Raw genomic sequence first — 12,052 nt, 5'->3', positions numbered from 1 at the left:
TCACAGACTTCTTCGGCCACTCCGAGGGGATCTTCAGGCCCCTTTAAGGTCCGGCCGACAAAGTAATCGTCATGACCGAGAACCAGCCGCAGCAGCCGAACCAGCCCGGCCAGAACGCACAGGGACCGCAGGGGCCGGAGCGGACGCAGCAGTTGCCGATGTACGGGCAGCATCAGCAACAGCAGTATGCGCCGCAGGGCGGGCAGCCACGGCCGGAACCGGGGCCGCAAGGGCAGCGGCCGGGCCAGTACCCCGCAGGTGGGGGTGCCTACCCACAGTTCGGGGCGCCGGGGACGCATCAGGGGACGTCTCCGGACCCGAACTGGCCCTTCGGACCGCAGCCCGCGGCGGCCACGGCTACCAAGGAGAAGCCGAAGCGGCGCGCGGGGCTGGCGCTGGTGGCGCTGACCGCGCTGCTGGTCGGCACCGCGGGCGGTGTCGGGGGTGCGGCCGTCTACTCGGCCACCAACGACCACACCGCGAACACCCCGTCGGTGACCGCCCCGCTGAACGGCAACCAGGCGGCACCGGTGTCGACGCCGGACGGCTCGGTGCAGAGCGCCGCCGCGAAGGTGCTGCCGAGCGTGGTGAAGATCGCGGTCGCGACCCAGCAGGGTGAGGCGACCGGGTCCGGCATCGTGATCAGCAAGGACGGCTTGATCGTCACCAACAACCACGTGGTCTCCGGCGCCGGTCAGGGCGCGCAGCTGAGCGTGGTGCTGAACGACGGCCGAACGGTATCAGCCACGGTCAAGGGCACCGACCCGCTCACCGACCTCGCCGTCATCCACGCGAACGCGACCGATCTGACGCCGGCCACGCTGGGGCAGAGCGGGAAGCTCGCGGTCGGTCAGGGCGTGGTGGCGATCGGCTCGCCGTTCGGGCTGGAGGCGACCGTGACCAGCGGTATCGTCTCGGCGCTGAACCGGCCGGTGACCTCGGGCGACTCGCAGCAGGACAGTACGACGGTATTCCCAGCTATCCAGACGGACGCCGCGATCAATCCGGGGAACTCCGGCGGCGCCCTGATCGACCTCGCCGGCCAGGTGGTCGGTATCAACAGCGCGATCAAGACCGCCGGCGGATCGGGACAATCCGAGGGCGGCAACATCGGCCTGGGCTTCGCGATCCCGATCGACCAGGCCAAGCCGATCATCGACGAGTTGGTGGCCAAGGGCAAGGCCACACATGCGCGGCTCGGTGTGACGGTCGGCGACGCGCAGTCCTCCGACGGGCTCACGAACGGAGCACGCCTCGGCGAGGTCACGTCCGGCGGTGCGGCGGACAAAGCCGGTCTGCAGTCAGGTGATGTGGTGACCGCTGTAGACGGCAAGGCGATCTCGTCAGGGGACGCGTTGGTCGCCGCTGTCCGTTCGCACCGCCCGGGCGACCAGGTGAAACTCACCCTCACCCGCGCCGGCAAGTCCCAGACCGTCACCGCCACCCTCGGCTCCGACAACGGGAACCCAACCGGCTGACCAAGCGTCCAACCCAGTACCGGACTGCGCCGCCCACCGAGCGGCGCAGTCCTTTTTGCGTCCCTTTTGCGTCTCAGCCCGCCTTTGCGTGTCAGCCGGTACCGTCCTGCCATGAGCTACGAGCAGCGGCCGCCGTTGGTGGCGGACGAGCGGACGCAATTGGTGGGCTGGCTGGATCTGCAGCGGGCGCTGGTCCGGCGGAAGCTGGAGGGGCTGGCGGAGGCCGACGAGCGCCGGGCGGTGCTCCCGACGTCGCCGTTGATGACGCCGGTCGGGCTGGTGTCGCACCTGCGCTGGACCGAGCACTGCTGGTTCAACGTGATCTTCCTGGGCGAGCCGGAGGAAGCCAACCCGCAGTTCCGGAAGGAGCCGAAGAGCGCCGATTGGCTGGTCGACGGCGTCTCGCTGGCCCAGCTCCTGGACGAGTACGACGCACAGTGGGCGGAGTCGAACAAGATCACCGCGGCACACTCCCTGGACACTGTGGGGAAGGACGCGGAGTTCCAACCGACGCTCCGCTGGATCCTGATCCACATGGTCGAGGAGGTCGGCCGGCACCTCGGGCATCTCGACACCATGCGGGAGCTGCTCGACGGGCAGAAGGGGTATTACTAGTCGTCGTGGAGATACGGCGGGCGGAGGATCGGTTCCGGACCGACAGTGAGTGGCTGGAGTCGCGGCACTCGTTCTCGTTCGGGGAGTTCTACGATCCGGCGAATGTCGGGTTCGGGTTCCTGATGGCGCACAACGACGAGACGGTCGCGCCGGGGACCGGGTTCGGCACGCACCCGCACCAGGACCTGGAGATCGTCACCTGGGTACTGCGGGGCGCCCTGGCGCACCGTGACTCGCAGGGGAACAGCGGCACGATCCACCCCGGCCTCGCCCAGCGGATGAGCGCCGGCTCCGGAATCCAGCACTCGGAGTGGAACGACGGCACCGAGCCGGTCCACTACATCCAGATGTGGGTCCGCCCCGACCGCTTCGACCTGCCGCCGTCGTACGAACAGACCGAACTCGACCTGACCGCTGGCGAGCTCGTCCCGGTCGCCTCCGGTCTGGCCAAGCACACGACCTCCACCGCCATTCGCATCAACCAGCCGTCCGCCGGGATGTCCGTCGCGAGACTCGCTCCTGGGCAGTCGATTCAGCTGCCGACCGCGCCGTACGTCCACCTGTTCGTCGCCGCGGGCACAGCCAGTCTGGAAGCGGCCGGTGACCTCGGCACCGCGGACGCTGCCCGGCTGACCGGTACCGCCGGCGAGCGAGTCACCGCGGGCGCTCACGGAGCCGAGCTCTTGGTCTGGGAGATGTACGACTCAGGACACTAGCGCCCCGTCAAGAACCATCGGGTTGTCAGGCCGTTGCCGTCCCCGACAGCGCTGACCCCAGCCGGCTCTGCACGCGCCGCCGTGGCGCCGTAGCGCCGTGGCGCCGTAGCGCCGTAGCGCCGTAGCGCCGTAGCGCCGTGGCGCCGTGGCGCCGTGGCGCCGTTTGGGTGGTTCACCTCAGAAATGGCCCGTTCCCACGCGGCATACCAACTGCTCACGGACAACATCAGGGGTGAACCCCTCGAATGCTGGCCGGGGGGCCTGGCCGGGGGGCCTGGCCGGGGGGCCTGGCCGGGGGGCCTGGCCGGGGGCCTGGCCGGGGGCCTGGCCGGGGGCCTGGCCGGGGGGCCTGGCCGGGGGCCTGGCCGGGGGCCTGGCTGGGGAAACTCTCCGAGGTCGGATAGCCGGGGGGACGGGCTGAGCTGATGGACGGCCTCAACGTTTCTTGTCACGGCGCTAGGCGCCGGCCAGAGCGAGCCAACGGTCCAGCTGCGCGGCTGAGCCGTCGGTGGACCGCAGACCGACGTACCCGTCAGGCCGTACGCCGATGACGCCGCGACCGCGCTGATCCAGGAGCCGGTGGACGTGGATCGGGGCTCGTTTCGCCGGCCGCTCCGGCTCAGCCGCATCGCGGAGCAGCAGCAGGTGGAAACCTGGTCGCGCCGTGAGCGTCTGCAACCGGGTCCGACCAGCCGCGACCGTGACCGGGAGGTCCGGGAGCCTGTCACCGGCGCCGACCCTCAGCGCCCCGGCAGGGCCATCATCGACGGACAGTGGACTTCGCGGGTACCCGACCCGGAGCTGGGCGAGCGTTCGGAAACCTTCAGCGGCCAACTGACGACAGCGCAGCGCCGCAGGGAGCACCGGAGCGCCCAGCGGCACCAGTACGGCGCGCGTCAGCGACGCGAAGGGATCCAGACCCGACTCCGCCCAGAACACCAGGTTCGTCACGCCGATCGTGGTCCGCGCAACCGAGCGGCGCTCCTGTTCGTACGAGTCGAGCAGGCCGCCCGCAGGTCGTTCAGCGCCGGCGCAGGCGAGTTTCCAGCCGAGATTCACCGCGTCCTGGATTCCGGTGTTCATGCCCTGTCCGCCCGCCGGTGAGTGCACGTGGGCGGCGTCGCCCGCCAGGAAGATGCGATCGCTCCGGTAGCTGTCGGCCAGCCGGTGCCGGAGCCGGAGAACGCTCGACCATGCGAGCCGGCTGATCCGCGCCGGCAACCGGGCAGTGTCGAGGATACTCTGTGCGACTGCCGGCGAGACACTCTCCCCGGCCGGTGTGCCACTCAGCGGGCGGGTCGCCATCAGCCGCCAGGTCGCGACGTCGCCACGCGGGAACAGGAACACCAGACCGGACCAGCCGGGCGCCACGTGGGCGGAATCGAGCTGCAGTTCCCCTTCCAGTTCGACATCGGCCAGCACGATCTCCTGGCGGTAGTCGGCACCCGTCGAGGAAATCTCCGTCAGGCGACGGACCGTGCTGTCGGCCCCGTCGCATCCCACCAGGTAGTCGCAGTCGGCGGTACCAGAGTCCGTTCCGCGCAGCTCGGCCCGAACAGCGGCGTACGGCGTCGTCGGCAGACCGGCCAGCTCGACACCACGCTCAACGCTGACGCCACGCTCGGCCAGCGCACTGGTCAGGACCGCCTCGACATCCCCTTGCCGGGTCAGAGTCAGATGCGGGTACGGCGTGTCCGGTACGGCGAACTCGGACAGGGCGACCCGAACGGTGTGCCCGTGCAGGTGGAGCTGCACCGTCGGAGCGGTCACGGCGTGCCGCAGGAGTGGTTCGACCACCCCGAGCGGTCGGAGGACCTCGAGTGTCCGTGAGTGAACCATCATGGCCCGCGACGGCCGCGCTGCCTCCGGACGCCGGTCGACAATTCGCACCTCGGCGCCCAGCGCATGGGCCTGCAGGGCGAGGGCGAGGCCGGTCGGACCGGCGCCGACGACCAGTACCCGCGGCGTCCTCACCTGGACTCCACCGGCCGCCACCACTGCTCGGGGACGGCGCCGACGGTGTCCGAAGGCTCCAGACCGGCGATCACGGCGTCACGCCGCAGGCCGGGGAGCACCTGGTACTGGATCGACGCGGTCTCGCTGACGAGGGCGAGCGGCCACCACAGCGCGCGTACGTACGCCTCGGCCTGGGCCGGACCGTCCCAGTCGTAGCAGCCGCGGTAGATCCCGAACTCGTCGGCGGCGAACCACAGCTTCGACACGAAGCCCGGGAAGCCGACGAACAGCGGGGTGTTGAGCAGGCTCACGTCCCGGAACCACCGATGCGCCTGCCCGCGGACGAACCGGAGCCGGAACCCGACGATCAGCACGCACGGATCCAGCGGCACGACCCCGGTCAGCACCGTCTCCCGATAGACCCACGAGGCCGAGCCGTCCGCGAACCGCACCGACAGCCCCACCCGGTCCGCGGGCTGCCGAATCCGTCCCTGAGCCAGCTGTACGCCGGTCCGCGCCGCGCAGCGTGCCAGTCGCGGCAATGCCGTCGGCAGCCGCAAGTGCTCAACATCTCCGGCCATGGCGACCTCCCACCCACCACGGTCGGCCCGCGAACGGTCCGCGACAACGCCAGAAGGTCACCGCACCGCGGGACCTTCGCCCTAGTCGGTCTGTTCGCTCATCGTCCAGACGTGCCGCAGCGACTGGCCGGCCACGCCTTCGGGGTTCTGCGCGAACCCCTCGACGAATTGGCTCATGTGCTGCTGCCAGCGCTGGTCGGTCGGGTCGTTGCGGAGGTACGCGACCGCCGCCTCGAAGTCGTCGGACACGACCAGGTGGAACAGGTCGCGGCCGCTGCGCCAGATCGACCAGTCACTGATCCCCGCGGCATGCATCACGGTGATCAGCTCCGGCCAGACGCGGGCGTGCTCGATCTCGTAGGCCTCTTCGGTACCGGGAATCAGGCGGCTGTGCAGCGCAAGGCGGGTCACAAAGGTGCAGAATACGCCGCCCGCGGCACCCGTGGAACGCGGTTCCACCATCTCGGTGGACCTCTTCGCCGCCGATTCACGCAGCCTCTTGCCTCCGATTCGCACCCGCTCTGCGGCCAACTCCTGAGCGGGCCGGGGCGTCGTACTTGGGTGGATTGAGTAGTTTCGCCCTGGTGGCGAAGCGGCCACACGCCGAAGACTGTGCCCCGGTGTCCATCCGTCGTCGTGCGAGAGTTGGGAAAGTGAAGCGAACCACTGCGATCGTCTGTCTGAGTAGTCTGCTGATCACCGCCGGATGTTCGGACAGCAAATCCGGCGGCGGGAAGTCCGGGAGCGACGAGCAGCAGGCGTCCGGTGCGGTGATCAAGCAGTTCGCCGACGCCTGGGTGAAGGCGTGGGCGCCGGACGGGAAGCCGGACGCGGCCGGGGCACTCACCGACAACCCGACCGTGTTCGCCAAGCGGCTCGACGACGTCGACACCGCCCTGGTCGCGAGCACCGTGACGGTGGCTCCGCAGGGTGACCCGAAGTGCAGCGACGGCAACAACTGCACGCAGGAGCTGGCCGTCGAGGCGCAACTGCGCGGCATCGGCACGATGAAGTGGACCAGTACGGCGACCGCGGTGAAGACCGGCGACGCCTGGAAGGTGAAGGCCGCCGGCGACACGATCTACCCCGGCCTCGGCGACAACAACTACCTGAAGCGGGTCCGCGCGCTGCCCGCCCGCGCCTCGATCCTGGACCGCAACGGCGTCGCGCTGACCGCGAACCGGCAGGTCGTGATCGTCGGTGTCGCGTCGGGGACCAAGGCCACCGCGGCGACGTACGCGGCGTTCACGAAGTACCTCGATGTGGACGGCGCGAAACTCGCCGCGCGGGCGAAGGCGGCGCCGGCCGGGCAGTTCGTGGAGGCGATCACGATCCGGGCCGAGGAGTGGGAGGCGCTCCGGCCGACGATGACCAAGCTGCCGGGCGTGCTCACCATGGGCGGCACCCAGTCGCTGCCGCCGAACGCGACGTTCGCCCGGTCGCTGATCGGCACCATGAAGACCGCGACCGCCGACACCCTGAAGAACGCCGGTCCGACCGCGTCGACCCAGGACCAGGTCGGCACGACCGGCCTGCAGTACGCGTTCCAGCAGCAGCTCGCCGGTACGCCGGGCGGCACGGTCACGCTGCGGGACGGCAAGACGAAGCTGACGATCAAGACGGTGTTCAGCCAGCAGGGCACCGCCGGCAAGCCGGTGAAGACCACGCTGGACACGAACATGCAGAAGACCGCCGAGGCCGCGCTCGCGACCAGCAAGCTGCCGGCGTCACTGGTCGCCGTCCAGGCGTCCACCGGCCAGATCCTCGCGGCCGCGAACGGCCCGCAGGTGGCGAGCTACAACCGCGCCTTCCAGGGTCGCTATGCGCCGGGCTCGACGTTCAAGATCGTCACCTCGGCGGCACTGCTCGGCAGTGGTGAGACCACGACGACCGCGCTGCCGTGCACCAACACCATCAACGTGTTCGGCAAGACGTTCAAGAACTACGACGGTCTCGCTGCGTACGGCGCGGGCACCATGCAGAAGGCGTTCAACGAGTCCTGCAACACCGCGTTCATCTCGCAGCACGCGCGGCTCCCGAAGGACGCGATGACCAAGACCGCGGCGATGTTCGGCATCGGGCGCGACCTGAACCTGTCGCTCTCGGCGTACGGCGGTCAGGTGCCGGCGCCGAAGGACGACGTCGAGGAAGCGGCGTCGATGATCGGCCAGGGTACGGTCACCGCCAGCCCGCTGGCGATCTCGCTGGTCGCGGCCGCGGTCGACCACGGGACCGCGATGAAGCCGGTGCTGGTGCCGGGCAAGGACGCTGCCGGCCCGGCCGCCTCACCGTTGCCTGCAGCAACTGTCGCGGCGCTGCGGACCTTCATGCGGACGACGGTCACCGGCGGTACGGCGAAGGTGCTGGCCGGGAACGGCGCGGTCGCGGCGAAGACCGGTACGGCGGAGGTCGTCGTGAACGGCAAGGTCACCACGAACGCCTGGATGGCCGGCTACCGCGGCGACGTCGCGTTCGCGGTCATCGTCGAGGGCGGCGAGTCCGGTTCGCACACCGCCGGCCCGATCCTCAAGACCTTCCTGTCCAGCTTCAAGTAGGAAGTTCCTGAGAGTTGGCTGAAAGCCCGCGATGACGGGGATTTCGTCACCTACCGTTTCCGGATGGAGAGCCTGACATGTCCCAAGTGCCATGGGCTGATGCGGACGTACGAACGCAGCGGCATCACCGTCGACCAGTGTGGTGACTGCCGCGGCATCTTCCTCGACCGCGGCGAACTGGAGCGCCTGGTGGACGCGGAGGCCCGGTTCAACGCACCACCGCGCCGCGAGGAGAAGCACCACGACGACCGGCGGTACGACGAGCGGCGGGACGAGCGCCGTTATGACGACGACCGCCGGTACAGCAACCAGCAGTACCCGCGGAAGAAGAAGAAATCCTTCCTGGAGGACCTCTTCGACTGACTACCGCCCGACGGCGATCACGGTGCCCTGGGCCAGCGCGCACAGGGCACCGGCACCGGTCTCGTCGATCGTCGTCAGCTCGCACGTACAGGTCGCCTGCCGACGTCCGGCGTACACGACCTTCGCGACGGCTCGGAGCAGCACGCCGCGCGCGGGGCGGAGATAGCTGATCGTGAAGCCACCCGTCAGCACCTCGGGGCCGAGCGCCGTGCCGCCCGCGAACGTCAGCGCGTTGTCGGCCGCGTAACTCAGCACGCCGCCGTGCAGGAACCCGTTCTGCTGCAGCAGATCCGGACGGATGTCGAGCTCCAACGTCGCCCCACCGTCCCCGAACGCCGTCACCCGAGCCCCCAGCACCACGCTGAACGGCTGCGTCGCCAACAGCTTCTGCGCCATCTCCAGAGTCAAGTCCGCCACCCGCGCACGATATGCCAGTTAGGGTCGGCAGCGTGACGACCCCAACTGTGCAGCTGCGCCCGATCACCGACGTCGAGTACCCGGACTGGATGGAGCTCACCGCCGCGTCGTTCGCGGCCGGGATCGGCCCGGCCCGCGGACTGACCACGGACGAGGCGCTCGCCTTCGCGTACGAGGAGACCGAGAGGCAGCTCCCCGAAGGCCCGGCCACGGACGGGCAGCTCATCTGGATCGCCATGGCAGGCGAGGAGCCGGTCGGCAGCCTGTGGATCAGCACCAGGTCGCGGGTGCCGTTCATCTACGGCATCGAGGTGCGCAGCGACCAGCGCGGCAAGGGCTACGGCCGGGCGATCATGCTGGCCGGCGAGGACGAGTGCCGCCGCCTCGGCTACACGCAGCTCGACCTGAACGTCTTCGGCGACAACCGTACGGCGATCGCGCTCTACGACTCGCTCGGCTACACGGTGATCTCGCAGCAGATGCGCAAAGCGCTCTGAAAAACGCTGGACGGCGCTTTCCGGCCGTCATACCGTGGCCGGTGGCAGCCGCACTCGAAAGGACCCACAGGGAGCGATGTCGACACCTCGCCGAGAGATCGGCTGATTCGGTGATCGTCCTGCGCTCTGCGCGTTGCGCGGTGGCGCTGCCCGGTCCGACAGTCAACCGACTCTTTCGAAAGCGGTGTTGCTTCCGTGACGCCTGTTCACGACGACCTGCCGCCTGTCATCGCGGCACATGAGCTGACCAAGACCTACACGTTCCACAAACAGCAGGCCGGGCTCGGCGGGGCCTTGAAGAGCCTGCTCAGACGCAAGTACGAGACGCGGCTCGCCGTCGACCGGATCGGGTTCGAGATCGGGCGGGGTGAGGTCGTCGGCCTGCTCGGCCCGAACGGTGCCGGCAAGACCACCACGCTGAAGATGCTGTCCGGCCTGCTCTACACCACCTCCGGCGACCTCGAGGTGCTCGGCCACACGCCGTCCGACCGCAGGCACGACTACCTGCGCCGCATCGCGCTCGTGATGGGCCAGAAGACGATGCTGTGGTGGGACGTCCCGGCGATGGAGAGTCTCCTGCTGCACAAGGAGATGTACGGGTTGTCCACCGCGGAGTTCGACCGCAACGTCGCGGAACTCGCGGACCTGCTCGACGTCGAGCATCTGCTGAACGTCCAGGTCCGCAAGACCTCGCTCGGTGAGCGGATGAAGCTCGAGCTGATGGCAGCGCTCGTGCACGGCCCGGAGATCCTGTTCCTGGACGAGCCGACGATCGGCCTGGACGTGGTCGCGAAGGCCCGGGTCCGGTCCTTCCTCGCCGACCTGAACCGGCTCCGCGGTACGACGATCCTGATCACCAGCCACGACATGGACGACATCGAGGCGCTCTGCTCCCGGGTGATGATCATCGACCACGGGCGACTGCAGTTCGACGGCGCGCTCGACGAGCTGGTCCGGACCGCGCGACCACGCAAGCTCGTCCGGGCGACGTACGCGGCACCGGTCGACGGTACGCCGCTCGCCGGGTTCGACGGGGTGAGCGCGGTCGACGTCGACGGGCAGACCGTGAAGCTCGAGGCCGAGCGGGAGCGGGCCGGTGCGGTGATGGAGCAACTGACGCGGCTCGGTCCGTTGGTCGACCTGGATGTCGCGGACGCGGACGTCGAGGACATCATGCGGGAGCTCTTCCAGCGCCGGAGCTCGCTGTGATGAGCACCGTCGTGCGGAACCTCCGCGTCGTACGGCGGATGACGGCGGCCGAGATCGCACAGCAGTCGGTGTACCGCGGGGCGTGGGTGATCTTCATGCTCGCGAACATCTGCGTGCCGATCATCTCGCTGCTGATCTGGCGGACGGCGCTCGCGAACGGGGCCCGGTTGCCGGTCGACGAGCAGTACGTCACGACGTACTTCGTGCTGCTCGGGTTCGTCACGATGGCGACGTCGTCGTGGATGGCGGCCTTCCTGGCCAACGACATCCGGCTCGGGAAGCTGTCCAGCTGGATGGTGCGGCCGGCGTCACTGCTGGTCGGATTCGTCGCGAACAACCTGTCGGAGAAGTTCCTGAAGCTGTTCGCGCTGGTGCCGATGATCGGCATTGTCTGGTGGATCTTCCGGGACTCGATGAACATCCCGGCCGGCCCGGGCCGCTGGGTGCTGTTCGCGGTCAGCATTGTGCTGGGAGCGGTGCTGGTGTTCACGATCGACATCCTGATCGCCGCGCTGGCGTTCTGGATGGACGACGTGGGCGCGCTCGTGCAGGCCCGGGTGATCATCGCGAGCGTCCTGTCCGGGGCCGTCGTACCGCTGGCCCTGATGCCGGACTGGTCGCGCGGGTTCGTCGACCACCAGCCGTTCCGGTACACGGTGTCGTTCCCGGTCGAGATCGTCGCGGGGCAGCTCACCGGCGCCGAACTGGCATCGGGTCTGGCAATCCAGTTCGGGTACGTCGTCGTGTTCGGGGTGATCGCGCGGCTCGTCTGGGCAGCCGGGATCCGTACGTACTCGGCGGTGGGCGCATGAGCACGCACGCGGAGGAACGGCAGCCGCTCGATCGGACCTGGGTGCACAAGCAGTGGCGGCATGTGCGGTTGTGGCGGCGGTTCCTCGGGCAGGCGGTGGTCCGCGAGACGCACTACCGGGCGCATTTCCTGACCACGTTGCTGGTCGGGCTCGTGCAACTGGGGCTGGGGATCGTACCGACGCTGCTGTTGTTCGGGTTCACCCAGCAGGTGCACGGGTGGTCCCGGGCGGAGGTGATCGCGCTGGTCGGGGTGTTCCAGATCGTCACCGGGCTGATGGCGACCTTCGTGGCGCCGAACCTGAACCGCATGACGGCGTACCTGACCGAAGGCGAGCTGGACGGCGTGCTGCTCCGGCCGGTGTCGAGCCAGTTCTACCTGACGCTGCGCTGGATCAACGTCGCCGAGCTGACGAACGTCGCCAGTGGCATCGCCGTACTCGTGATCGGGCTGGTGCAGTCGGGGATCCGGCCGGGTGCCGGGCAAGTGCTGCAGGCCGTCGTACTCGTCGGGTGTGGGCTGGTGCTGCTCACCGCGGTGTGGTCGGCGATGTCGTTCCTGGCGTTCTGGCTGCAGTCGGTGGGGCCGATCGGGGTGGTGTTCCTCAGCCTGGTCGAGGCCGGGCGGTACCCGCTGGTGTTCTTCCCGCTCGCGGTGCGGACGTTCCTGACGTTCGCGTTCCCGGTGGCGTTCGCGACGACGTTCCCGGTGCGGGCGATGGCCGGTGACCTCGGGTGGGGACCGGTCGCGCTCGGGATCGGGCTCGCGGTCGTGGCCACGCTGCTCGTCCGGTTGCTGTGGCGACGCGGGCTGCTGACGTACTCCAGTGCGTCCAGCTGATGTGGTTACCTGTG

General features: G+C 69.2%; 13 protein-coding genes. 9 read left to right on the top strand and 4 right to left on the bottom strand.

Annotated features, from left to right (window positions below):
* Positions 1 to 71: 71 nt before the first annotated feature.
* The 3 genes from ACFYRH_RS06475 to ACFYRH_RS06465 all read left to right on the top strand — a co-directional run bounded on the left by ACFYRH_RS06475 (position 72) and on the right by ACFYRH_RS06465 (position 2,809).
* Positions 72 to 1,478 (top strand): S1C family serine protease, encoded by a 1,407-nt coding sequence (locus ACFYRH_RS06475; protein ID WP_387769082.1) that lies wholly within the window; start codon positions 72 to 74, stop codon positions 1,476 to 1,478.
* Between the two features lie 111 nt (positions 1,479 to 1,589).
* Complete coding sequence (locus tag ACFYRH_RS06470) at positions 1,590 to 2,093, top strand: DinB family protein (protein WP_387769079.1); 504 nt, start codon at positions 1,590 to 1,592, stop codon at positions 2,091 to 2,093.
* Between the two features lie 5 nt (positions 2,094 to 2,098).
* Positions 2,099 to 2,809, top strand: a complete 711-nt coding sequence (locus ACFYRH_RS06465) for a pirin family protein (protein ID WP_387769076.1) — start codon at positions 2,099 to 2,101, stop codon at positions 2,807 to 2,809.
* Between the two features lie 456 nt (positions 2,810 to 3,265).
* Here ACFYRH_RS06465 and ACFYRH_RS06460 read toward each other — a convergent pair whose 3' ends face one another.
* The 3 genes from ACFYRH_RS06460 to ACFYRH_RS06450 all read right to left on the bottom strand — a co-directional run bounded on the left by ACFYRH_RS06460 (position 3,266) and on the right by ACFYRH_RS06450 (position 5,757).
* On the bottom strand, positions 3,266 to 4,783 hold the full coding sequence (locus ACFYRH_RS06460) for an FAD-dependent monooxygenase (RefSeq protein ID WP_387769073.1): 1,518 nt from the start codon (positions 4,781 to 4,783) through the stop codon (positions 3,266 to 3,268).
* Positions 4,780 to 5,346, bottom strand: coding sequence for a hypothetical protein (locus tag ACFYRH_RS06455; RefSeq protein WP_387769070.1), 567 nt, complete (start codon positions 5,344 to 5,346; stop codon positions 4,780 to 4,782). The genes ACFYRH_RS06460 and ACFYRH_RS06455 overlap by 4 nt, the downstream gene beginning before the upstream one ends.
* 81 nt (positions 5,347 to 5,427) lie before the next feature.
* Positions 5,428 to 5,757, bottom strand: a complete 330-nt coding sequence (locus tag ACFYRH_RS06450) for an L-rhamnose mutarotase (protein ID WP_387769067.1) — start codon at positions 5,755 to 5,757, stop codon at positions 5,428 to 5,430.
* A gap of 242 nt (positions 5,758 to 5,999) precedes the next feature.
* Between ACFYRH_RS06450 and ACFYRH_RS06445 the strand changes: the two genes are divergently transcribed.
* Both ACFYRH_RS06445 and ACFYRH_RS06440 read left to right on the top strand, forming a co-directional pair.
* Positions 6,000 to 7,901 carry a penicillin-binding transpeptidase domain-containing protein gene (locus tag ACFYRH_RS06445; protein ID WP_387769064.1) on the top strand — a complete coding sequence of 634 codons (1,902 nt, stop codon included), beginning with the start codon at positions 6,000 to 6,002 and terminating at the stop codon, positions 7,899 to 7,901.
* Positions 7,902 to 7,964: 63 nt separating this feature from the next.
* Positions 7,965 to 8,264: a zf-TFIIB domain-containing protein gene (locus ACFYRH_RS06440; RefSeq protein WP_387769061.1), complete on the top strand. Its 300-nt coding sequence runs from the start codon at positions 7,965 to 7,967 to the stop codon at positions 8,262 to 8,264.
* Here the strand turns inward: ACFYRH_RS06440 and ACFYRH_RS06435 are convergent, their stop codons facing one another.
* Complete coding sequence (locus ACFYRH_RS06435; RefSeq protein WP_387769058.1) at positions 8,265 to 8,681, bottom strand: PaaI family thioesterase; 417 nt, start codon at positions 8,679 to 8,681, stop codon at positions 8,265 to 8,267.
* Positions 8,682 to 8,713: 32 nt separating this feature from the next.
* On the opposite strand from ACFYRH_RS06435, the gene ACFYRH_RS06430 reads away from it, so the two are divergent.
* The 4 genes from ACFYRH_RS06430 to ACFYRH_RS06415 all read left to right on the top strand — a co-directional run bounded on the left by ACFYRH_RS06430 (position 8,714) and on the right by ACFYRH_RS06415 (position 12,038).
* Complete coding sequence (locus tag ACFYRH_RS06430; RefSeq protein WP_387769055.1) at positions 8,714 to 9,178, top strand: GNAT family N-acetyltransferase; 465 nt, start codon at positions 8,714 to 8,716, stop codon at positions 9,176 to 9,178.
* 195 nt (positions 9,179 to 9,373) lie between these two features.
* Positions 9,374 to 10,387 carry an ATP-binding cassette domain-containing protein gene (locus ACFYRH_RS06425; protein ID WP_387769052.1) on the top strand — a complete coding sequence of 338 codons (1,014 nt, stop codon included), beginning with the start codon at positions 9,374 to 9,376 and terminating at the stop codon, positions 10,385 to 10,387.
* The gene (locus tag ACFYRH_RS06420; protein WP_387769050.1) at positions 10,387 to 11,199 is read left to right on the top strand and encodes an ABC transporter permease; all 813 of its coding nucleotides are present in this window, start codon (positions 10,387 to 10,389) and stop codon (positions 11,197 to 11,199) included. The genes ACFYRH_RS06425 and ACFYRH_RS06420 overlap by 1 nt, the downstream gene beginning before the upstream one ends.
* Positions 11,196 to 12,038, top strand: coding sequence for an ABC transporter permease (locus tag ACFYRH_RS06415; RefSeq protein WP_387769047.1), 843 nt, complete (start codon positions 11,196 to 11,198; stop codon positions 12,036 to 12,038). Before ACFYRH_RS06420 ends, ACFYRH_RS06415 begins: the two co-directional genes overlap by 4 nt.
* The last annotated feature ends 14 nt before the right edge of the window (positions 12,039 to 12,052 follow it).

This window comes from Kribbella sp. NPDC004875 (genome assembly GCF_042873375.1).
Classification (GTDB): Bacteria; Actinomycetota; Actinomycetes; order Propionibacteriales; family Kribbellaceae; genus Kribbella.
This window is presented reverse-complemented; position numbering and strand designations above follow the sequence as displayed.